Genomic DNA, 20,480 nt, shown 5'->3' with positions numbered 1-20,480 from the left:
AATGGCAAAAGAAAAGTTTGTCAGAAACAAACCACATATGAATATTGGTACTATCGGACATATTGACCATGGTAAAACAACATTAACAGCAGCTATTACAAAATCATTAGCAATGAAAGGATATGCAGACTTTACACCATTTGAACAAATCGATAAAGCTCCAGAAGAAAAAGCAAGAGGTATTACAATTAATATTGCACACGTTGAATATGAAACAGATAACAGACACTATGCACATATTGACTGTCCTGGTCACGCTGACTATATCAAAAATATGATCACAGGTGCTGCACAAATGGATGGTGCTATCTTGGTTGTTGCAGCTACAGATGGTGTTATGCCACAAACAAGAGAACACGTATTATTATCAAGACAGGTTAATGTTCCTGCAATTGTTGTGTTTGTAAATAAAACAGATATGGTTGATGACGAAGAAATTATTGAATTAGTAGAAATGGAAGTAAGAGAATTATTAAGCCAATACGAATTCCCAGGAGATGAAATACCAGTTATCAAAGGATCCGCATTAAAAGCATTAGAAGCAGACTCTCAAGATGATCCATGGGTACAAAAGATTTACGAATTAATGGATGCAGTTGACAGCTACTTCCCAGAACCACAAAGACCTGTAGATCAGCCATTCCTAATGCCTGTTGAAGATGTATTCTCAATTACAGGTAGAGGAACAGTTGTTACAGGAAGAATTGAAAGAGGAGCAATTCATCCAGGTGATGAAGTAGAAATCGTTGGTATGACAGATGAAATAAGAAAAACAGTAGTTACTGGTGTAGAAATGTTCAGAAAATTATTAGATGAAGGTATTGCTGGTGACAACGTTGGATGTTTGTTAAGAGGTATTGATAAAGATGAAGTATGGAGAGGTCAAGTATTAGCAAAACCAGGTTCAATAACACCACATAAAAAATTCAAAGCACAAATTTATGTATTGAAGAAAGAAGAAGGTGGAAGACATACACCATTCAAAAAAGGTTACAGACCACAATTCTATATTAGAACAGCTGACGTTACAGGTACATTGTTAGAATTCGAAGGCGGAGCAGAAATGGTAATGCCTGGTGATAACATTGTAACAACAGTAGAATTAATCTACCCTGTAGCATTAGAAAAGAACATGAGATTTGCTGTTCGTGAAGGTGGAAGAACAGTTGGTGCTGGAGTTGTTACAGAAATAGTAGAATAATAAAATCTTTTTGCAAAGTTTTTACTATAAAATATAAAATCGGGGAGCTTCCACGCTCCCTTTGCTAAATGCTTAAAGGAGGGTTTATATGGCAAAGAAATTGATCAAAATAAGATTAAAGTCTTATGATCATAGATTGTTAGATGAATCTGCGCAGAAAATAATTGATGCGGTAAAACAAAGTAATGCAAAGGTTTCAGGACCAATACCATTACCAACAGAAAAAACAATCTATACAGTAATAAGATCTCCTCACAAATACAATTATTCAAGAGAACAATTTGAGAAAAGAGTACATAAAAGAGTTATTTATATTTATGATGCAACTCAAGAAACAGTTACACAATTATTAAAGATACAATTACCATCGGGTGTATCAGTAGATATGAAAGCTTAATATTTGATCGGGCTCTGGAGGTGAATTAGCATGAAAGGTATATTAGGAAGAAAAGTAGGAATGACAAGAGTGTATAAAGATGGTAAAGCCATCCCGGTCACAGTTATAAAGGCTGGACCATGTGTAGTAGTACAGAAAAAAACAGAAGAAAAAGATGGATACACAGCTATTCAGGTTGGATTTGAAGAAGTTAAAGAGTATAAAGTAAACAAGCCAAAACTTGGGATTTTCAAAAAAGCTGGCGTAAAACCTATGAGATTCTTAAAGGAATTCAAAGTTGAAAATGTGGATAATTATGAAATTGGTCAAGTTATTGATGTGACAATATTTGAAGAAGGGGAAAAAATAGACGTAACTGGTTGGTCAAAAGGTAGAGGTTATACAGGTGTTATGAAGAGATGGAATTTTGGTGGTGGAAGAAAAACACATGGTTCAAAATTCCATAGAGCATTGGGTTCAACGGGTAATCATACAGAACCAGCAAAAGTATTTAAAGGTAAAAAAATGTTCGGACAATATGGGAATGAAAAAGTTACAGTATTAAACTCAGAAGTTATAAAAATAGATAAAGAAAATAACTTAATAGCTGTTAAAGGTGGAGTTCCAGGTGCGAGGGGTGGATTATTAATAATAAGAGAAGCAATAAAAAAGTAAGCCCCGAAAATGAAGAATGAGGAGGTAAATAAAAATGGCTCAATTAGACCTTTATTCAATTAAAGGTGAAAAAATTGGAACAATAGAAGCAAAAGATTCTATTTTTTCAATTGAACCGAATATTGATCTTTTATACAGATATGTCGATATGCAGTTAGCAAATAAAAGAAGAGGAACAGCTTCAACAAAGACAAGAGCTGAAGTAAGAGGTGGCGGAAGAAAACCGTGGGCACAAAAACATACTGGAAGAGCAAGAGCAGGTTCTACCAGATCACCATTGTGGAGACATGGTGGAGTTACATTTGGGCCAAAACCAAGAGATTGGTCAAAAAAATTAACTAAAAAAATGAAAAAATTGGCTTTAAGATCTGCATTAAGTGTTAGAGTAAAAGAAAATAATTTAATAGTAGTGGATGAATTGACATTTGAAAAACCAAAAACAAAGGATATGAAAGAAGTATTAAAGAACTTTGGATTTGAAAATACTAAAACATTAATAGTATTGCCATGGAAAAAAGATGAATATATAAATGTAAAATTATCTGCAAGAAATATTCCTGGAGTAAAAGTTATAATCGCTGATAATCCAAATCAGGGTAAAAATGGAAATAAAACAAATGTTGATGGTTTGAATGTATTTGATATAATAAACAATGAAAAAGTAATCCTTACAAAGGATACAGTAACAAAGATCGAGGAGGTGCTCGGCTAATGGATAGAAAACAATTTAATTATGATATAATAATCAGGCCGATCCTCACAGAAAAAACATATATGTTGATGAGTGAAAATAAATATACTTTTGAAGTTGCAAAAGATGCAACAAAACCAGAAATCAAGAAAGCTGTTGAGGATATATTTAATGTTAAAGTAGAGAAAGTTCATGTAATGAATGTGAAACCAAAACCAAAAAGATTGGGAAGATTTGAAGGAAAAACAAGATCATGGAAAAAAGCAATTGTTAAATTAGCTGAAGGTTATGTTATAAAAGAGCTTCAAGGTAATTTATAAGGAGAGGTGAGTTAGAATGGGTCTCAAAAAATTTAAGCCAACAACTCCTTCAAGGAGATTTATGATAATCACAGATTTCTCGGAAATTACAAAATCCACCCCGGAAAAATCCTTAATTAAACCTCTCAAGAAAACAGGTGGTAGAAACTCATATGGTAGAGTTACTATGAGACATAGAGGCGGTGGACATAAAAGAAGATACAGATTAATAGATTTTAAAAGAGAAAAATTTGGTATTCCAGCAAAGGTTGTATCTATAGAATATGATCCTAATAGAAGTGCAAGAATAGCATTATTAGTATATGCAGATGGTGAAAAGAGATATATTCTTGCTCCAAAAGGTATAAAAGTTGGAGAAGAAATATTATCAGGACCAAATGCAGAAATAAAGCCTGGTAATGCATTACCATTAGAAAATATACCTGTAGGTACAATTATTCATAATATAGAATTTGAACCTGGAAAAGGTGCAAAAATAGCAAGATCGGCAGGGACATATGCACAATTAATGGCAAAAGAAGGTAAATATGCATTATTAAGAATGCCTTCAAGTGAATTGAGAAAAGTTCATATAAAATGTATGGCTACAATTGGTATGGTTGGAAATGAAGATCATATAAACGAAGTATTTGGTAAAGCAGGTAGAACAAGATGGCTTGGTAAGAGACCACATGTTAGAGGTATGGCTATGAACCCAGTTGATCACCCAATGGGTGGTGGTGAAGGTGCAAGTAAAGGTCATATACCAAGAAGTCCTTGGGGAACACCTGCAAAAGGATACAAAACAAGACGTGGAAAGAGAAAATCAGATAAATTTATAGTAAGAAGAAGAAAAAAGTAACCTAGGGGGTGCTGTGAGTGAGTAGATCGTTAAAGAAAGGACCTTATGTACACCCAAGTCTGTTGAAAAAGATTAGGGAATTAAATGAAAAAGGTGAAAAGAAAGTAATAAAAACATGGAGTAGGGCATCTATGATTTTACCTGAAATGATAGGACATACAATTGCTGTACATAATGGCATGAAACATATACCTGTTTATATAACAGAGCATATGATTGGGCATAGATTGGGAGAATTTGCACCAACAAGGAGATTTGGTGGTCATGCTGACAAAAAGGCTAAAAAAGGCAAGGTGAAATGAGGAGGGACGTAACCATGGCTGTATCAAGAATTCAAGATGGTAAAAAATTAAAAAGATCTGTTTTTCATAGAATAAGAAAAGAAGCTGAAGCAGCACAGCCAAAAATCGAAGCAAAAGCTACTGCAAAATACTTAAGAATTTCCCCAAAAAAAGCAAGATCAGTTGTAAATGCTATAAGGGGTAAAAATGTAGATGAAGCATTACAAATATTAATGTTCAGTCCTAAAAAAGCTGCAAGGTTAACATATAAAGTATTGGTATCAGCAATAGCAAATGCTGAAAATAATTTTGGTTTAAATGCAGATGATTTATACGTTGCAGAAGTATATGTAAATGATGGGCCAAGAATGAAAAGATTATGGCCAAGAGGAAGAGGAAGAGCTGACATATTACAAAAAAGGTTAGCGCATATTACTGTTGTTGTTAGAGATAGGGAAAAAGAAAAAGAGTTAAAATCTCAGAAGTGAGGTGGAATGTCCGTGGGTCAAAAAGTACATCCATATGGATTTAGGTTAGGAATTTCAAAACCATGGAAGGCTAATTGGTTTAGTGAAGATAATTATGCAGAATTTTTAAAAGAAGATTTAAAAATTAGAGATTACATAAAGAGAAAATATTACGAAGCTGGTGTAGGAGATATATTAATTGAAAGACCATCTTCAACACAAATAAACATAACAATAAAAGCAGTAAGAGTTGGAATAATTATTGGAAGAAAAGGTGTAGAGATTCAAGCGTTAAAAAAAGAAATTGAAAAAATGGTTAATGATAGAAATGTTAGAATAAATATTGATGAAATCAGAAATCCTCAGGTAAATGCATTGTTAATAGCAGAAAATATTTCGGCACAAATATTGAAAAGAGCTTCATATAAAAGAGCTATGAAAAGAGCGATATCAGCAGCTTTAAAAAGAGGCGCAAAAGGAATTAAAATTATGGTTTCAGGAAGATTAAATGGTGCAGAAATCGCAAGAACTGAATGGTATATGGAAGGAAGATTACCTTTACAAACATTAAGATCTGATATTGATTACGGAACTGCTGAAGCACAAACATTGTCTGGAACAATCGGAATAAAGGTTTGGGTATATAAAGGCGATACTCAGTTATGAACTAAAGGAGGGCGTGATGTAAATGTTAATGCCAAAAAGATATAAATATAGAAAAATACAAAGAGGAAAAATGAAAGGTAATGCCAAAGGAGGAACATTGGTAGACTTTGGTGAATGGGGTTTAAAGGCTTTAGAACCTGCTTTAATAACTTCGCAACAAATTGAAGCTTGTAGATTAGCAATGGTTAGAACATTAAAAAGAAATGGAAAAATATGGATTAAAATATTCCCTGATAAACCAATTACTTCAAAAGGAATCGGAACAAGAATGGGTAAAGGTAAAGGAGACGTTGAAGGTTGGACGGCAGTAGTAAAACCAGGAAAAATTTTATTTGAAATTGCCGGAACTTCTGAAGAATTAGCAAAAGAAGCTTTAGAATATGCAGCAACTAAATTACCTATAAAGACAAAAATAGTACCCAGGTACCATATAAGGGGGGAAGCAAAATGAAAAAACAAGTAGCTGAATTAATAAATTTAACAGATGATGAATTAAGAGTAAAATTAGAAGAATCCAAGAAAAAATTATTCGAAATGAGATTTCAACACGAATTAGGACAAATAAAAAATACTGCTTCCATAAAAATGGTGAGAAGAGACATAGCAAGAATAAAAACAATTCTCAGACAAAGGGAATTGGGTATAAGGAGGTAATGAGTAATGCCTAAAAAAACGTTAATAGGCGAAGTTGTAAGTGATAAAATGGATAAAACCATTACTGTAAAAGTAGAAAGAAAAATAAAACATCCAATATATAAAAAGTTTGTTAAAAAATCAAAGAAATTTCATGCTCATGATGAAAATAATGAATGTGAAATAGGTGATATTGTTGAAATAGAAGAAACAAAGCCATATTCAAAAACAAAAACATGGAAAGTCGTCAGAATAGTTGAAAAGAATATTTTTGCGGAAAAAAATAATGAAACACCCGAAGCAGTGGAAGAAGTTGGGGGTGACGCATAATGATTCAAGCCGAAAGTTATTTAAGAGCTGCAGATAATTCAGGAGCAAAGGTATTAAGAGTTATAAGAGTTTTAGGTGGTTTTCATAAATCGGTTGGTACAGTTGGAGATGTTGTAGTATGTTCAGTAAGAGAAGCAATACCGCACACAGATATAAAAAAGGGTCAGGTAGTAAAAGCTGTAGTTGTTAGAACAAAAAAAGAAATAAAAAGAAAAGATGGTTCACATATAAGATTTGATGAAAATGCAGCAGTTTTAATAGATAAAAATAATATGCCTGTAGGTACTCGTGTGTTTGGACCAATTGCTAGGGAAGTAAGAGAAGCAGGTTATACAAAAATAGCATCTCTTGCACAAGAAGTATGGTGAGGTGAGAGTATGAAAATAAAAAAGGGTGATTTAGTAAAAGTAATCTCCGGAAAAGATAAAGGTAAGGAAGGGAAAATCTTAAGGGTAATACCAAAATTAAATAGAGTTATAGTTGAAAATGTAAATATAGTAAAAAAGCATCAAAGACCTACACAGCAATTAAGAGAAGGCGGAATTATAGAACAACCATCTCCAATACATATAAGTAAAGTAATGATTGTATGTCCTAGTTGTGGTAAACCAACAAGAGTTGGATACAGATTCTTAGAAGAAGGTAAAAAAGTAAGAATTTGTAGAAAATGTAATGAAATTATAGATAAGGTTTAATGAGGGAGGAATAGATTATGAGATATGAATACATTCCATTAAAAGAACAATATGAAAAGGAAGTAGTTCCAGCCCTCATGAAAGAATTTGGCTATAAAAACATTCATGAAGTTCCAAAAATAGTTAAAATTGTTGTTAATATGGGAATTGGTGAGGGCGCAAGAAACGCTGATGTTGTTGAAAAACATGCTCAAGAATTATCTTTAATCACAGGTCAAAAAGCTGTAGTTACAAGAGCAAAAAAAAGTGTTGCAAATTTTAAATTAAGAGAAGGAATGCCGATTGGTGCAAAAGTTACACTAAGAAATGTAAAAATGTATAATTTCTTGTTTAAATTAATAAACATAATCTTCCCAAAATTAAGAGACTTTAGAGGTATGAATCCAAACAGTTTTGATGGAAGAGGAAATTACACATTTGGTTTAACAGAACAATTAGTATTTCCTGAATTAAAACCAGATCAGGTTAAAAGAGTTCAGGGTATGGATATTACCATTGTTACAACTGCAAAGACTGATGAGGAAGCAAGAAAACTCCTTCAATTAATGGGCTTCCCTTTCAAGAGAGATTAAGGAGGAGGTAAATAATGGCAAAAAAATCAATGGTTGCAAGATGGAAAAAACCAAAGAAATATAAAACAAGAGAATATTCCAGATGTATAATATGTGGAAGACCAAGAGCTGTATATAGAGAATTTGGATTATGTAGAGTATGTTTTAGAAGATTAGCCCTGGAAGGAAAATTACCAGGCGTTAAAAAGGCAAGTTGGTAAGGAGGGAATCTTAATGTGGAGTGATCCCGTAGCAGATATGCTTACAAGAATAAGAAATGCGAATCTTGTTATGAAAGAAAGTGTAGAAATTCCAGCATCAAATTTAAAAAGGAATATAGCGGAAATATTAAAAAGAGAAGGTTATATATTAGATTATAAATTTATAGAAGATGGGAAACAGGGAATATTAAAAATACAGTTAAAATATAAAGGTGACAGAAAAAATAAACAAAAAGTAATTCATAGTATTATAAGGGTTTCAAAACCAGGTAGAAGAGTTTACGTATCAAAAGATAAAATACCTGTAGTAAAAGGTGGAATGGGTATTTCAATAATTTCAACATCAAAAGGTGTTCTTACCGACAAAGAAGCAAGAGAACTTGGAGTCGGTGGAGAATTAATTTGTTACGTTTGGTAGGAGGTGCTGAATAAATGTCACGTATATCAAAAAATCCAATAGATATACCAAATGGAGTAGAAGTGACAATTAACGATAATATAATAAAAGTTAAAGGTCCAAAAGGCGAATTAACTCAGGAATATTTGCCGTATGTTAAATTTGTAATCGAAGATAATAAAATAAAAGTTGAAGGCAATGAGGAATCAATGAAAAGAAAAAGTGATGCAAAAAGAATTAATATGTTTCAGGGAACATATGCATCATTGGTAAAAAATATGATTAAAGGTGTAACTGAAGGATTTAAAAAAGAATTAGAAATAATTGGTATAGGTTATAGAGCTGCGATGCAGGGTTCTAAATTGGTTTTGCAATTGGGATATTCTCATCCAATTGAATACCTTCCACCTGAAGGAATAACAATAGAAGTACCAGCACCAAACAAAGTTATCGTAAAAGGTATTAATAAATACTTAGTTGGTGAAGTGGCAGCAAAAATTAAGAAATTCAGAAAACCAAATGTATATTCAGGAAAAGGTATAAAATACGTTGGTGAGGTAATTATCAGAAAACAAGGTAAGAAAGTTTAAGGGAGGCTGACCAGATGATTAAACCCATTCAAAAGAAAAAGTTAAGAAGAAAAAGACATTTAAGGGTTAGAAGAAAAGTTTTTGGAACTCCTGAAAGACCAAGAATGGCAGTTTTCAAAAGCAATAAACATTTATATGTTCAAATTATAGATGATACAAAAGGACATACATTAGCAGCTGCTTCTACTGTAGATAAAGGACTAAACTTAGAAAAAACATGGAATATTGAAGCTGCTAAAGAAGTTGGAAAATTAATTGCTAAGAGAGCTTTAGAAAAAGGAATATCCAAAGTATCATTTGATAGAGGCGGCTTCAAATATCATGGGAAAATAAAAGCATTAGCTGATGCTGCACGTGAAGCAGGTCTTGACTTTTAAGGAGGTGTAAACAGAAAATGGCCTTAGATAAGAATTTAATGGCTTCAGCAGCTGCTGAAGAATTTGAAGAAAGAATAATAGAAATTAGAAGGGTTACAAAGGTTACAACAGGAGGAAAAAATATATCTTTTAGAGTTGTTGCTGTTGTAGGAAATAGGAATGGAAAAGTTGGAGTTGGAAGTGGAAATGCAAGAGAAGTTCCTCAAGCAATAAGGAAAGCAATTCAAAATGCAAAGAAAAATATGATAGAGGTTCCTGTAAAAAATGGTACTATACCTCATGAAGTATTAGGAAAACAGGATGCTTCAAAGGTATTATTAAAGCCTGCAGGACCAGGTACAGGTATTATTGCCTCAGCAGCGGTTCGTGCTGTTGTAGAATTAGCAGGGGTACATAATATTCTTTCGAAAGCATTGGGTTCAACAACTGCTATAAATTTATCGAAAGCAACATTGAATGGATTAAAAGAATTAAAATCTCCAAAAGAATATGCAGAACTTAGAGACTTGAGTGTTAAAAAGGTATTTCAAGGTGCCCATAAGGAGGGATAAGAAATGGCTAAATTAAAAATAAAACTTGTAAGAGGAAGAGCGGGAAAAAATTATAGACAACTCGCCACCTTAGATGCCTTGGGGTTAAGAAAACCTAATCAAGAAGTAATAAAAGAAGATAGACCAGAAATAAGAGGTATGATAACAAAGGTACAACATCTTATAAAAGTTGAAGAAATTGAAGAATGAGGGGGTAGCAAATATGTCTCTTAAAATATCAGACTTAAAACCCGCCGAAGGATCAAGAAAAGTAGCTAAAAGAACAGGAAGAGGTTGGAGTTCTGGGTTAGGAAAAACAGGTGGAAAAGGACATAAAGGTCAAAAATCCAGAGGTAAAGGAAAGGTTAGACCAAGTTTTGAAGGTGGTCAAACACCTTTATTTAGAAGAATTCCAAAATATGGATTTACAAATGCACCATTTAAAAAGGACTATGCAGAAATAAATATTTCTGTATTAGAAAGTAAATTCGAAGCAAACGAAGAAATAACTCCAGAAAAACTTTTAGAAAAAAGAATACTTAAAAAAATAAAAGATGGTGTAAAAGTATTAGGAAATGGTGAATTGACAAAACCATTAAAAGTAAAAGCTCATGCTTTTAGTAAAAAAGCACAGGAAAAAATAGAATCAGCCGGCGGAAGTGTCGAGGTGATTCAGTAATGAAAGAAGCATTTAAAAATATGTGGAAGATCCCGGAACTCCGGGATCGTATTATATTTACATTATTAGCTTTAATAGCTTTTAGAATAGGGATATATATACCTATTCCTGGTATAGATTTAGTAAGATGGGAAGGTTTTATAGCAGGATTAGGAGGAGCTTCACAAGGATTAATTAGTTTTTTTGATGTATTTACAGGAGGGTCTTTAAAACAGTTTTCAATTTTTGTTTTAAGTGTAACACCTTATATTAACGCATCAATTATTTTACAATTATTAGCATCAGTAATTCCAAGTTTGAAAGAAATGTTAAAAGAAGGGGAAGAGGGTAGAAAAAAATTTGGAAGATTGACGAGACAGGTTACATTAGGTCTTGCATTGCTTCAAGGATTTTTCTTGTCATTAGGAGTAGCTGGATATAGAGCTCCTAATTTGAATTATTTATTATTCATATTGATATCAACAACATCAATAGTTGCAGGAACCATGTTCTTATTATGGTTAGGTGAAATGATAACAGAAAAAGGTATAGGTAATGGAATATCAGTATTGATTTTTGCAGGTATAGTATCAAGATTTCCACAATATGTAGCAAGTGGTTTAGTTGGAAGATTAAGTGTTTTTGAATGGATAATATTAATTATAGTTGCAATTGCAGTAGTTGTGGGAACAGTTTATTTACAAACATCAGAAAGAAGAATCAATGTTCAATATGCAAAAAGAGTTGTTGGAAATAAAATATATGGAGGAGCTTCTACATACATTCCAATAAAAGTGAATGGTGGCGGGGTATTACCAATAATTTTTGCATCAGCTATTATGACATTACCCTCAATGCTTGCAACCGCAACAGGAGCTCAATGGGTAAATAGATGGTTTGGTTATGGAACACCAATTTATTTAATAATATATGCATTACTTATATTCTTCTTTGCATATTTTTATAATTCAGTTGTTATTGATCCAAACGATATATCAGAAAATATAAAGAAATACGGAGGCTTTATACCAGGTATAAGACCTGGAAAACCAACATCTGATTATATAACCAAAACAATGATGAGAGTAACATTTATTGGGGCAATATTCCTTGTAGTAATTTCTTTATTGCCTTATATTATTAGAAGTGCATCTGGTGTTAATATATGGATAGGTGGAACTTCAGCTCTTATTGCAGTAGGTGTTTCATTAGATATAATGCAACAGATTGAAGCTCATATGATAACAAGACAATATGAAGGTTTTATGAAAAAAGGTAAACTCCGTGGGAGGAGATAATAATGAAAAAGCTTAACTTGTTGTTTTTTGGACCTCCTGGAGCAGGAAAAGGAACTATAGCTAAAGAAGTTTCGAAAAAATATAATATACCTCATATTTCTACTGGTGATATGTTAAGAGAAGCTGTTGCTTCAGGAAGTGAATTAGGGAAAAAAGTAAAATCAATATTAGATAGTGGACAACTTGTATCAGACGAAATAATGTTGGAAGTAATAAAAAACAGATTAAATCAAAGTGATGTTGAAAAAGGCTTTATATTAGACGGATTTCCAAGGACAATTCCTCAGGCTGAATCTTTAGAAAAAATATTAGATGAAATGGGAAATCCTATAACTGGAATAATATACCTTGAAGTTGATGAGGAAACAGTTGTAAAAAGAATAACCTCACGAAGAATATGTCCAAAATGTGGAAAAATATATAATGTAATAACATTAAAACCAAAAATAGAAAATAAATGTGATATATGTGGTGAAGAATTGATTCAAAGAGATGATGATAAAGAAGAAGTAGTGAGGGATAGATACAAAGTATATATGGAAAAAACATACCCTGTAATAGAATTTTATAGGAACTATAACCAATTCTTTACATTAGACGGTAGTGGAACGGTTGAAATAGTTACAAAAGAAGTGTTTAATATATTGGAAGGGATAATATGATTTTAGTTAAGACGCAATCCGAAGTTGATAAAATGAAGCGAGCTGGAAGACAGCTCGCTCTACTCTTTGAGAAAATAAAGGATTTAGTAGTAGAAGGTTCGAATGCATATGAAGTAGAAAAATTTGTTAATAGCCATATGAAAGAAAAAGGTTTTATTCCTACCTTTAAAGGTTATGGTGGATTTCCGTACGCTACGTGTATATCGGTAAACGAAGAAATTGTGCATGGATTTCCACTAAAGGGAAAAATATTCAAAAATGGAGATATAGTATCAATAGATATAGGGTTAACATTAGACGGGTATATAGCGGACGCCGCAAGGACGTTCATTATAGGTGAAGTTTCTGAAGAAATAAAAAAATTAGTCGAAGTAACGGAAAAATCATTCTGGATAGGTATAGAGCAGGCTATTCCAGGAAACAAAATAGGCGATATCAGCAATGCTATTCAAACATATGTTGAGTCATTTGGATTTTCAATAATTAAAGATTATGTTGGGCATGGAGTTGGAAGAAAATTACATGAAGATCCGCAAATTCCAAATTATGGGCCAAAAGGAAAAGGTCCTCTAATTAGAGAAAGAATGACTTTTGCAATAGAACCAATGGTATCTATTGGAACCAATAAAGTAAAGGTATTAGAAGATGGTTGGACTGCTATTACAGCAGATAGATCGTATGCAGCTCACTATGAAAATACTCTGGTTATCACTAAAAATGGTCCAGAGATATTAACTATATTAGATTAGCCCGAGAGGTGATTATCGTGGCAAAAAAAGATGATGTTATTGTAATGGAAGGTCATATTGTTGAATCGTTGCCAAATGCTACATTTAGAGTAGAGTTGGATAATGGGCATATGATTTTAGCTCATATTTCCGGTAAAATGAGAAAAAATTTTATAAGATTAGTACCAGGAGATAGAGTGATAGTTGAAGTATCTATCTATGATTTAAATAGAGGAAGAATAATAAGAAGAGAGAGAATTAAGAGAAATCCAAGTAGTGAGGAGGAATGAGCAAATGAAAGTAAGAGCCTCAGTAAAGAAAAGATGTGAACATTGTAGGGTTATAAGAAGAAAAGGCAGAGTATGGGTAGTTTGTTCCAAAAATCCTAAGCATAACCAAAGACAGGGATAAATTTTAAAGGAGGGAAATTTGAATGCCACGTATTTTGGGTGTTGAAGTACCAAACAACAAGAAGTTGTTCATTGCTCTTACATATATATATGGAATAGGCAAACATAGAGCAATGGAAATATTAGAATCAACAGGAGTAGACCCTGACAAAAGAGCAAAAGATTTGACAGATGATGAAATTAGTAAAATAACACATTATATTAACGAACATTACCTCGTTGAAGGAGAATTAAGACAGGAAATTCAAAAAAGTATAGCGAGATTAATTGAAATCGGTTCATACAGAGGTTACAGACATAAAAACGGATTACCTGTTAGGGGACAAAAAACACATTCAAACGCAAGAACAAGAAAGGGTCCAAGACCTTCAAAAATCGGCAAGAAAAAGTAATAAGGAGGTTTATTTATGGCTAGGAGAACAACTCAAAAGAAAAAGAAAATATCTCTTGAAAAAGCAGTTGTACATATCCAATCAACTTTTAACAATACAATAATAACATTAACAGATCCAGCAGGAAATACATTATATTGGGCAAGTGGAGGAACAGCTGGTTTTTCAGGAACAAAAAAAGGAACTCCATATGCTTCACAGTTAGCAGCAGACAAGGTTGCAAAAGAAGCTTTGAAATATGGAGTAAAGAGATTAGATGTATATGTAAAAGGACCAGGTGCTGGAAGAGAATCAGCAATAAGAACAATGCAGGCTGCAGGGTTGGTAATTGAAAATATTAAAGATAAAACTCCAATACCTCATAATGGTTGTAGACCAAAGAAAAGAAAAGGAATGTAAGGCCTAAGAGGAGGGAATGTAATGGCAAGATATATAGGATCTCTTTGTAAACTTTGTAGAAGAGAAGGATTTAAATTATATTTAAAAGGTGAAAGATGTTATACAGATAAATGTGCTCTTGCAAGAAGACCATATGCACCAGGGCAACACGGAAAACAAACAAAAAAACCAACACAATATGGATTACAATTAAGATCAAAACAGGCATTAAAAAGAATTTATGGTGTATTAGAAAGACAATTTAGAAGATACTTTGAGGAAGCTTCAAGAAAAGAAGGAAATACAGGAGAAAACTTAATGAGAATTCTTGAAACAAGATTAGACAATGTTGTATATCAAATGGGGTATGCAGTAAACAGAAGAACAGCAAGACAATTAGTAAGACATGGGCATTTCCTTGTGAACGGTAAAAAAGTGGATATTCCATCATATAGAGTAAAACCAGGAGATGTTATTGAAGTGAAAGAAAAGAGCAGATCAATATTACCTATTAAACAGGGAATCGAATTAACTCAAAAAGCAAACAAAAAATTAGATTGGATAGAAGTAGATTATAATGCATTCAAAGGTACATTTTTAAGATTGCCAACATTAGATGAGATGGAAGTACCAGTAGACTTGCAGGCTATCATCGAGCTTTATTCAAAATAATAATTACATTGATTATCCAGATAATTATCGCAAAAACGCGCCTAACAAAAAGAAAGGGGGTGCACTCCAATTTAGAAAAGCTAAATTGGGGGTAATGAATGGAATTTATCAAACCGGAAAAAATGATATTAGAAACTTTAGAAGAATCAGAAGAATTAGAATACAAATATGGCAGGTTTGTCTTGTCGCCTTTAGAAAGAGGATATGCAGTTACAATAGGTAACGCATTGAGAAGAGTATTGTTATCCTCAATTCCTGGATTGGCAATTACCAGTATCAGAATTCCAGGAAAATTACATGAATTTGATGTAATAGAAGGCGTTCAAGAGGATATTTTGGAAATCACAGTTAATTTAAAGAAAGTGGAACTAAAAGTAACAGATTTTGATAATATAACTAACTTAAAAGAACCAATAATTTTAAGAATAGACAAAATGGGTCCAGCCGAAATAAAAGCTGGAGATATAATAACCCCTGCTGGAATTGAAATAGCAAATCCGGAATTTAAGATTGCAACCATGAATGCAAATAAAAAGTTTGAAATGGAATTATATGCAACTATTGGGAAAGGATTTGTTTCAACGGCAGAAATGGATTTATCAAAAGATATAGAATATATATATATAGATGGAGTTTACAGTCCTGTTATTAGAGTAAATTATTTAACAGAGAATGTTCGTGTTGGTAAAAGAACTGACTATGACAAATTAATTCTGGAAGTATGGACAAAAAAATCAGTAGATCCTAAAGATGCATTGGTAAAAGCAACCAAAATACTAATTGAACATTTTAATATTATATATTCTTCATGGAAAGAAATTACGGAAGAAACTGAAGAAGAACAACCTATTGTTGAAATAGGTGAAAGTATCGTGGATGAATCTGCAACTCAAGAAGCAGAAGATGAATTTAAAACTATAAATATTGAAATATTAGAAACAAAAATTGATGAATTAGATTTAAGCAAAAGGGCAAAAAATTGTTTAAAAAGAGAAAAAATACATACAGTTAGAGATATTCTAAAAAAGGATCCTGATGAATTAATGAAAATCAAAAATTTTGGGAAGAAATCCTTAGATGAGATCCGAAAGGAATTAAAAGAAAAATTCCAATTGGATTATGATGAGATCCAGAAGGGAGGAGCCTGATTACTATGAGACATAGAGTAAAAACAAATAAATTAAGCAGATATGCTTCACATAGGAAGGCATTATTAAAAAATTTAGCAAGAGAAGTGTTTGAACATGGAAGCATAATAACAACAACAGCAAAAGCTAAAGCAGTAAGACCATTAGTTGAAAAAATCTTGACAAAGGCTAAAGAAGCAAAAACAACAGACAATAAAGATAGAAGTGTTGCTTTAAGAAGACAGATAAATAGATATTTTAATGACAGAAAGTTTACAAATAAAGTAGTAGATGAAATCGCACCAGTATTTGAAAATAGAAACAGTGGATATACAAGAATATTAAAAATAGGTTTTAGAAGAGGAGATGCTGCAGAATCATCCTTATTACAATTAGTCGAAAATATTGAGAAAAAGGAAAACGAAGAAGAAAAATAATAAAATGCCCCATTGGGGCATTTTATTATTTAGATTGTAAATAAAACTATTTTTATACACAGAAAAAATCAAACCTTAATACATATAATTTTTTTTAGAAATAGGTTGTTGATAGTTTTTTATATAATAAAAAATGTGGTATAATATACAATAAAAAGCATCCACAAAAATAATTCTTCATAAACTCCTAACATTCTGCTAATATCAATTATGCTTATTAATGATAACACATATGAAGTGAAATTACAAAAAATAATCAATGAATATAATAGATTCAATTACAAATAAATTCAATGAGGTGAAAGCGTGAATGAAAATAATAAAGATATAAAAAAAGATGAAATAATTCCTGTAGAAATAGATATGGGAAAATTAAATCAAATGTCCAGAAGACAATTATATAATCTTGCACGAAAATATGGAATAGAAAATTATTCTGTACTGACTGATCATGAGTTGAAGTTTAAAATACTCAGCAAACAAACCGAATCATTTGGATATTTTTTTCATGAAGGAGTTCTTGAAATATTACCAGATGGATATGGTTTTTTAAGAAATACTCATAATTCATTATTAAACGGAAATGATGATGTATATGTATCTCAGTCTCAAATTAGGCGGTTTAATCTTTCAACTGGAGATGTAGTAGCTGGTCAAGTGAGACCACCAAAGGAAGGAGAGAAGTTCTTTGCTTTATTGAGAGTAGAAGCGGTCAACTCTCAGGCACCTGAGCATGCAAGAGATAGAATTTCTTTTGAAAATCTTACACCAGTCTATCCAAATGAAAGGCTTCAACTGGAGTATGAATCTTCCCCGGTTAGTTCAAGAATTATAGACATATTTTCACCTATTGGTAAAGGGCAAAGAGGGCTTATAGTTGCACCACCAAAAGCTGGTAAAACAACATTATTAAAAGACATGGCAAATTCTATAGCAAAAAATAATCCAGAGACCAAAAGAATAGTATTATTAATAGATGAAAGACCTGAAGAGGTTACAGATATAAGAGAAACAGTTGATGCGGAAGTAATAGCAGCTCCTTTTGATATGGACCCAAAAAATCAGATAAAAGTTGCTGAAATGACTTTAAATATGGCAAAAAGATTGGTTGAATTTGGTCATGATGTTATTATATTAATGGATTCATTGACAAGGCTTGCAAGAGCATATAATCTTTATGTTCCGCCAAGTGGTAAATTATTAAGTGGAGGTGTAGATCCTTCTGCATTAACATTTCCCAAAAAATTTTTTGGTGCTGCAAGGCGAATTAGAGAGGGAGGAAGTTTAACTATATTGGCGACAGCGCTTGTTGAAACGGGTTCAAAGATGGATGAAGTAATATTTGAAGAATTTAAAGGAACGGGAAATATGGAATTGGTATTATCAAGAGAACTGGCTACAAAAAGAATATTCCCATCAATTGATATAAAACTTTCTGGAACAAGAAAAGAAGAATTATTATTTACAAAAGAAGAACTCAGATATTCATGGATTTTAAGAAATTGGTTACATGATTTGTCAAAAGAAGAAGCATTAATGGAAATTTTCAGATTAATGAGAAAATATGACAATAATAAAAAATTATTTAAAGAAATAGAAAAACAAAAATTTATGAATTAAAAAATATAAATTAAGACAAAATATAAAAAATTAAGGTGATAAAATGTTTTTGAAAAGATATAAAAATACTGAAAATCCGAAAAAGACATTTGTAATTATTCACGGGTTAGGCGAGCATTCTGGAAGATATAAATTTTTAATAGATATACTTCTTGATATAGATTATCAGGTGATTACTTTTGATCTTCCAGGGCATGGAGTAAGTGAAGGACCAAAAGGTTACATAAAAAGTTTTTATAAAATATACAAATTTATAGAAGAAATAACACCGGAAAATTTTATATTATTTGGGCATAGTATGGGTGGACTAATCGCATTAAGATATACAGAATATTCTAATAAAAAACCGGAAAAACTGATATTATCTTCTCCAGCAGTTGGGAAAATATATACATCATTTCATAAAATTTTATTATCAACAATAGGATGGATGGGAAAAATATCAATAAATAATGGTATAGACCCAAAAGATTTATGTCATGATGAAAAGGCAATTAAAGAATATTTAGACGATCCACTTGTTCATAATAAGATAGCCTTTAAAACAGCAAAGCAACTTTTTTCAGAAGCCGAAAAAGCTTTAGAAGAAGCGGAAAATGTTGATATACCTGTATTATTGCAATATGGAGAATCCGATAAAATAATTAAAGTTGATAATTGCAATGAATTGTTCCAAAAATTTAAAACATCTGTTCTGCAAAAGCATAAATACGCTAAACATGAGATTTTCAATGAACCACGATATAAAGATAAATATATTTCTAATATTTTAGAGTTTATAAATTAGTTGTTATTTCAGGGAGGGGAAAATATGAAAATAAATTCTAAAATTCTCATTCTGGTTTTTTCTTTACTTTTTATATCATTTTCTATATTTTTTTATATAAGTCTTACAAATTCGCAAAATTCGCTTCAACAAAGTTTTGCTGATAAACTAATAGTTGCCAGAGATTCTAAAAAAGCGTTTTTAGAAAAGACATTATCTGAAGTAAAAAGCGATTTAGTCTATTTTACTGAAATGCCGGTTATAATAGAAAATTTGAATGGTTTTTATGGTGAAGAGGATTTCTCAAAAAGTTTAGGTGGATTTGATAAATATTTAAAAGACCTACAAATAGTATACTATGAAAAAAACCCATATAAAAATAGGGAAAAATTAGATAATTTTTTCTATGATGATAATTTTGATCAAAACAAAATTTCACCAGATATATTGGATGAAATATATCAATATAATGCCATACATGAGCAAATAAACCCATTATTGAGAAAATTAATAAATATAAAAGCAATATATTATGATATTTATTATATAACTCCAGATGGTTATATATTGTATTCTGTGAAGAAAAATGAAGATTTTGGAACAAATATAGAAAATGGTAAATATAAAGATACTGTTTTAGGAAAGTTATATAATATTCTAAAACAATCTAATGATGATAATGTGCATTTTTCGGATATAGAATCATATAATATTGGTGAAGAAGAACATGGCTTTTTTGCCGGAAAAAGAGTATTATATGATGGTGAAAATGTAGGGTATTTAATAGTCAGAATTTTAGATGAAACATTTGAAAATATATTTCTTGACAAAAGTGGCATGGGAGAAACAGGAAAAACATACATAGTAAGTGAAGATAAAATAATGAGAAACAATTTACCAGGAGAAGAAACGATATTAAAACAAAAAGTAGAAACAGATTATGTAGAAAAGGCATTATCAGGGGAAACAGGATGGGAAATAGGGGAAAATTACAAAGGTGAAAAAGTAATAGTGGCATATGCGCCATTTAAATACAAAGAGATAAAATGGGCATTTATATCAGAAGTATCGACAAAAGAAGCATTTTTAGCATCAGAAAAGATAAAAATAGTGTTGATAATAACCTCAATAATAATATTAATAATATCGGTAATAATATCAATAATATTCGCCAAAAAAATATCAAAACCATTAATGGAATTAAGCAAAAAAGTAGACAGATTTGCAACAGGAGACTTTACAGTAGAATTCAAATCAAAAGGGAAAGACGAAACAGCGATAATAGCGAAGTCATTGCAAAACATGTCAAATAACCTGAAAGAAACAGTAAAATGGTTATTAGAAGCGGGAAATAAAATAGAAGAATCATCGGAGATATTAGGAGAAGTAGCGGAAAGGACAATGCTGGCAAACGAAGAAGCACTGGAAAAAGCGAGAGCAATAGAAGAAAATGCAGAAAATGCAGCAGCGACAACAGAAGAACTAACCTC

At 31.7% G+C, this 20,480-nt stretch carries 35 protein-coding genes; all 35 read left to right on the top strand.

Going from position 1 to position 20,480, the window contains the following annotated elements; translation table 11 throughout:
* Nucleotide 1: 1 nt before the first annotated feature.
* Nucleotides 2-1,201 carry an elongation factor Tu gene (gene tuf, locus X274_RS04855; RefSeq protein WP_047265688.1) on the top strand — a complete coding sequence of 400 codons (1,200 nt, stop codon included), beginning with the start codon at nucleotides 2-4 and terminating at the stop codon, nucleotides 1,199-1,201.
* Between the two features lie 88 nt (nucleotides 1,202-1,289).
* A complete protein-coding gene (gene rpsJ / locus X274_RS04850; protein WP_047265687.1) occupies nucleotides 1,290-1,598 on the top strand; it encodes a 30S ribosomal protein S10 in 309 nt (102 codons plus the stop codon).
* Between the two features lie 30 nt (nucleotides 1,599-1,628).
* Nucleotides 1,629-2,252: a 50S ribosomal protein L3 gene (gene rplC, locus X274_RS04845; RefSeq protein ID WP_047265686.1), complete on the top strand. Its 624-nt coding sequence runs from the start codon at nucleotides 1,629-1,631 to the stop codon at nucleotides 2,250-2,252.
* Nucleotides 2,253-2,286: 34 nt separating this feature from the next.
* Nucleotides 2,287-2,964 carry a 50S ribosomal protein L4 gene (gene rplD / locus X274_RS04840; protein WP_047265685.1) on the top strand — a complete coding sequence of 226 codons (678 nt, stop codon included), beginning with the start codon at nucleotides 2,287-2,289 and terminating at the stop codon, nucleotides 2,962-2,964.
* Complete coding sequence (gene rplW / locus X274_RS04835) at nucleotides 2,964-3,263, top strand: 50S ribosomal protein L23 (RefSeq protein WP_047265684.1); 300 nt, start codon at nucleotides 2,964-2,966, stop codon at nucleotides 3,261-3,263. Before rplD ends, rplW begins: the two co-directional genes overlap by 1 nt.
* Before the next feature lie 16 nt (nucleotides 3,264-3,279).
* Nucleotides 3,280-4,104 (top strand): 50S ribosomal protein L2, encoded by an 825-nt coding sequence (rplB, locus tag X274_RS04830; RefSeq protein WP_047265683.1) that lies wholly within the window; start codon nucleotides 3,280-3,282, stop codon nucleotides 4,102-4,104.
* Between the two features lie 17 nt (nucleotides 4,105-4,121).
* Nucleotides 4,122-4,406 carry a 30S ribosomal protein S19 gene (rpsS, locus tag X274_RS04825; RefSeq protein ID WP_047265682.1) on the top strand — a complete coding sequence of 95 codons (285 nt, stop codon included), beginning with the start codon at nucleotides 4,122-4,124 and terminating at the stop codon, nucleotides 4,404-4,406.
* A gap of 14 nt (nucleotides 4,407-4,420) precedes the next feature.
* Nucleotides 4,421-4,873 carry a 50S ribosomal protein L22 gene (gene rplV / locus X274_RS04820; RefSeq protein WP_047265681.1) on the top strand — a complete coding sequence of 151 codons (453 nt, stop codon included), beginning with the start codon at nucleotides 4,421-4,423 and terminating at the stop codon, nucleotides 4,871-4,873.
* A 12-nt stretch (nucleotides 4,874-4,885) separates the two neighbouring features.
* The gene (rpsC, locus tag X274_RS04815) at nucleotides 4,886-5,518 is read left to right on the top strand and encodes a 30S ribosomal protein S3 (RefSeq protein WP_047265680.1); all 633 of its coding nucleotides are present in this window, start codon (nucleotides 4,886-4,888) and stop codon (nucleotides 5,516-5,518) included.
* A gap of 22 nt (nucleotides 5,519-5,540) precedes the next feature.
* Nucleotides 5,541-5,969 (top strand): 50S ribosomal protein L16, encoded by a 429-nt coding sequence (rplP, locus tag X274_RS04810; RefSeq protein ID WP_047265679.1) that lies wholly within the window; start codon nucleotides 5,541-5,543, stop codon nucleotides 5,967-5,969.
* Complete coding sequence (rpmC, locus tag X274_RS04805) at nucleotides 5,966-6,172, top strand: 50S ribosomal protein L29 (protein WP_047265678.1); 207 nt, start codon at nucleotides 5,966-5,968, stop codon at nucleotides 6,170-6,172. Before rplP ends, rpmC begins: the two co-directional genes overlap by 4 nt.
* Before the next feature lie 6 nt (nucleotides 6,173-6,178).
* Complete coding sequence (rpsQ, locus tag X274_RS04800) at nucleotides 6,179-6,481, top strand: 30S ribosomal protein S17 (protein WP_047265677.1); 303 nt, start codon at nucleotides 6,179-6,181, stop codon at nucleotides 6,479-6,481.
* The gene (gene rplN, locus X274_RS04795) at nucleotides 6,481-6,849 is read left to right on the top strand and encodes a 50S ribosomal protein L14 (RefSeq protein WP_047265676.1); all 369 of its coding nucleotides are present in this window, start codon (nucleotides 6,481-6,483) and stop codon (nucleotides 6,847-6,849) included. The genes rpsQ and rplN overlap by 1 nt, the downstream gene beginning before the upstream one ends.
* Before the next feature lie 9 nt (nucleotides 6,850-6,858).
* The gene (rplX, locus tag X274_RS04790; RefSeq protein WP_047265675.1) at nucleotides 6,859-7,176 is read left to right on the top strand and encodes a 50S ribosomal protein L24; all 318 of its coding nucleotides are present in this window, start codon (nucleotides 6,859-6,861) and stop codon (nucleotides 7,174-7,176) included.
* Nucleotides 7,177-7,193: 17 nt separating this feature from the next.
* Nucleotides 7,194-7,748, top strand: a complete 555-nt coding sequence (rplE, locus tag X274_RS04785) for a 50S ribosomal protein L5 (protein ID WP_047265674.1) — start codon at nucleotides 7,194-7,196, stop codon at nucleotides 7,746-7,748.
* Nucleotides 7,749-7,762: 14 nt separating this feature from the next.
* Nucleotides 7,763-7,948: a type Z 30S ribosomal protein S14 gene (locus tag X274_RS04780; RefSeq protein WP_047265673.1), complete on the top strand. Its 186-nt coding sequence runs from the start codon at nucleotides 7,763-7,765 to the stop codon at nucleotides 7,946-7,948.
* A 13-nt stretch (nucleotides 7,949-7,961) separates the two neighbouring features.
* A complete protein-coding gene (rpsH, locus tag X274_RS04775) occupies nucleotides 7,962-8,366 on the top strand; it encodes a 30S ribosomal protein S8 (RefSeq protein ID WP_047265672.1) in 405 nt (134 codons plus the stop codon).
* 14 nt (nucleotides 8,367-8,380) lie between these two features.
* Entirely contained in the window at nucleotides 8,381-8,935 is a 555-nt protein-coding gene (gene rplF / locus X274_RS04770) for a 50S ribosomal protein L6 (protein WP_047265671.1), read from the top strand.
* A gap of 14 nt (nucleotides 8,936-8,949) precedes the next feature.
* On the top strand, nucleotides 8,950-9,312 hold the full coding sequence (gene rplR, locus X274_RS04765; protein WP_047265670.1) for a 50S ribosomal protein L18: 363 nt from the start codon (nucleotides 8,950-8,952) through the stop codon (nucleotides 9,310-9,312).
* Between the two features lie 17 nt (nucleotides 9,313-9,329).
* On the top strand, nucleotides 9,330-9,863 hold the full coding sequence (gene rpsE, locus X274_RS04760) for a 30S ribosomal protein S5 (RefSeq protein ID WP_156166138.1): 534 nt from the start codon (nucleotides 9,330-9,332) through the stop codon (nucleotides 9,861-9,863).
* Nucleotides 9,864-9,866: 3 nt separating this feature from the next.
* Entirely contained in the window at nucleotides 9,867-10,052 is a 186-nt protein-coding gene (rpmD, locus tag X274_RS04755) for a 50S ribosomal protein L30 (RefSeq protein WP_047265669.1), read from the top strand.
* A 13-nt stretch (nucleotides 10,053-10,065) separates the two neighbouring features.
* Complete coding sequence (gene rplO, locus X274_RS04750) at nucleotides 10,066-10,521, top strand: 50S ribosomal protein L15 (RefSeq protein WP_047265668.1); 456 nt, start codon at nucleotides 10,066-10,068, stop codon at nucleotides 10,519-10,521.
* On the top strand, nucleotides 10,521-11,798 hold the full coding sequence (secY, locus tag X274_RS04745; RefSeq protein WP_047265667.1) for a preprotein translocase subunit SecY: 1,278 nt from the start codon (nucleotides 10,521-10,523) through the stop codon (nucleotides 11,796-11,798). The genes rplO and secY overlap by 1 nt, the downstream gene beginning before the upstream one ends.
* 2 nt (nucleotides 11,799-11,800) lie before the next feature.
* Nucleotides 11,801-12,460 carry an adenylate kinase gene (locus X274_RS04740; protein ID WP_047265666.1) on the top strand — a complete coding sequence of 220 codons (660 nt, stop codon included), beginning with the start codon at nucleotides 11,801-11,803 and terminating at the stop codon, nucleotides 12,458-12,460.
* Entirely contained in the window at nucleotides 12,457-13,209 is a 753-nt protein-coding gene (map, locus tag X274_RS04735; protein ID WP_047265665.1) for a type I methionyl aminopeptidase, read from the top strand. Before X274_RS04740 ends, map begins: the two co-directional genes overlap by 4 nt.
* A 17-nt stretch (nucleotides 13,210-13,226) precedes the next feature.
* Nucleotides 13,227-13,478, top strand: a complete 252-nt coding sequence (infA, locus tag X274_RS04730) for a translation initiation factor IF-1 (protein WP_084822634.1) — start codon at nucleotides 13,227-13,229, stop codon at nucleotides 13,476-13,478.
* Nucleotides 13,479-13,482: 4 nt separating this feature from the next.
* The gene (gene rpmJ / locus X274_RS04725; protein ID WP_047265664.1) at nucleotides 13,483-13,599 is read left to right on the top strand and encodes a 50S ribosomal protein L36; all 117 of its coding nucleotides are present in this window, start codon (nucleotides 13,483-13,485) and stop codon (nucleotides 13,597-13,599) included.
* A gap of 22 nt (nucleotides 13,600-13,621) precedes the next feature.
* Complete coding sequence (gene rpsM / locus X274_RS04720; protein ID WP_047265663.1) at nucleotides 13,622-13,990, top strand: 30S ribosomal protein S13; 369 nt, start codon at nucleotides 13,622-13,624, stop codon at nucleotides 13,988-13,990.
* Between the two features lie 15 nt (nucleotides 13,991-14,005).
* Complete coding sequence (gene rpsK, locus X274_RS04715; protein WP_047265662.1) at nucleotides 14,006-14,389, top strand: 30S ribosomal protein S11; 384 nt, start codon at nucleotides 14,006-14,008, stop codon at nucleotides 14,387-14,389.
* Nucleotides 14,390-14,410: 21 nt separating this feature from the next.
* Nucleotides 14,411-15,040, top strand: coding sequence for a 30S ribosomal protein S4 (gene rpsD / locus X274_RS04710; RefSeq protein ID WP_047265661.1), 630 nt, complete (start codon nucleotides 14,411-14,413; stop codon nucleotides 15,038-15,040).
* Between the two features lie 98 nt (nucleotides 15,041-15,138).
* Complete coding sequence (locus X274_RS04705; RefSeq protein WP_047265660.1) at nucleotides 15,139-16,188, top strand: DNA-directed RNA polymerase subunit alpha; 1,050 nt, start codon at nucleotides 15,139-15,141, stop codon at nucleotides 16,186-16,188.
* Nucleotides 16,189-16,193: 5 nt separating this feature from the next.
* Nucleotides 16,194-16,604, top strand: a complete 411-nt coding sequence (gene rplQ, locus X274_RS04700) for a 50S ribosomal protein L17 (RefSeq protein ID WP_047265659.1) — start codon at nucleotides 16,194-16,196, stop codon at nucleotides 16,602-16,604.
* 363 nt (nucleotides 16,605-16,967) lie between these two features.
* Nucleotides 16,968-18,224 (top strand): transcription termination factor Rho, encoded by a 1,257-nt coding sequence (gene rho / locus X274_RS04695; protein ID WP_047265789.1) that lies wholly within the window; start codon nucleotides 16,968-16,970, stop codon nucleotides 18,222-18,224.
* A 43-nt stretch (nucleotides 18,225-18,267) separates the two neighbouring features.
* The gene (locus X274_RS04690; protein WP_047265658.1) at nucleotides 18,268-19,011 is read left to right on the top strand and encodes an alpha/beta fold hydrolase; all 744 of its coding nucleotides are present in this window, start codon (nucleotides 18,268-18,270) and stop codon (nucleotides 19,009-19,011) included.
* A 24-nt stretch (nucleotides 19,012-19,035) separates the two neighbouring features.
* Nucleotides 19,036-20,480: cache domain-containing protein (locus X274_RS04685; RefSeq protein ID WP_047265657.1), on the top strand; the 1,445-nt coding region annotated here is incomplete at its 3' end.

The organism is Marinitoga sp. 1155 (assembly GCF_001021175.1).
Classification (GTDB): domain Bacteria; phylum Thermotogota; class Thermotogae; order Petrotogales; family Petrotogaceae; genus Marinitoga.
This window is presented reverse-complemented; position numbering and strand designations above follow the sequence as displayed.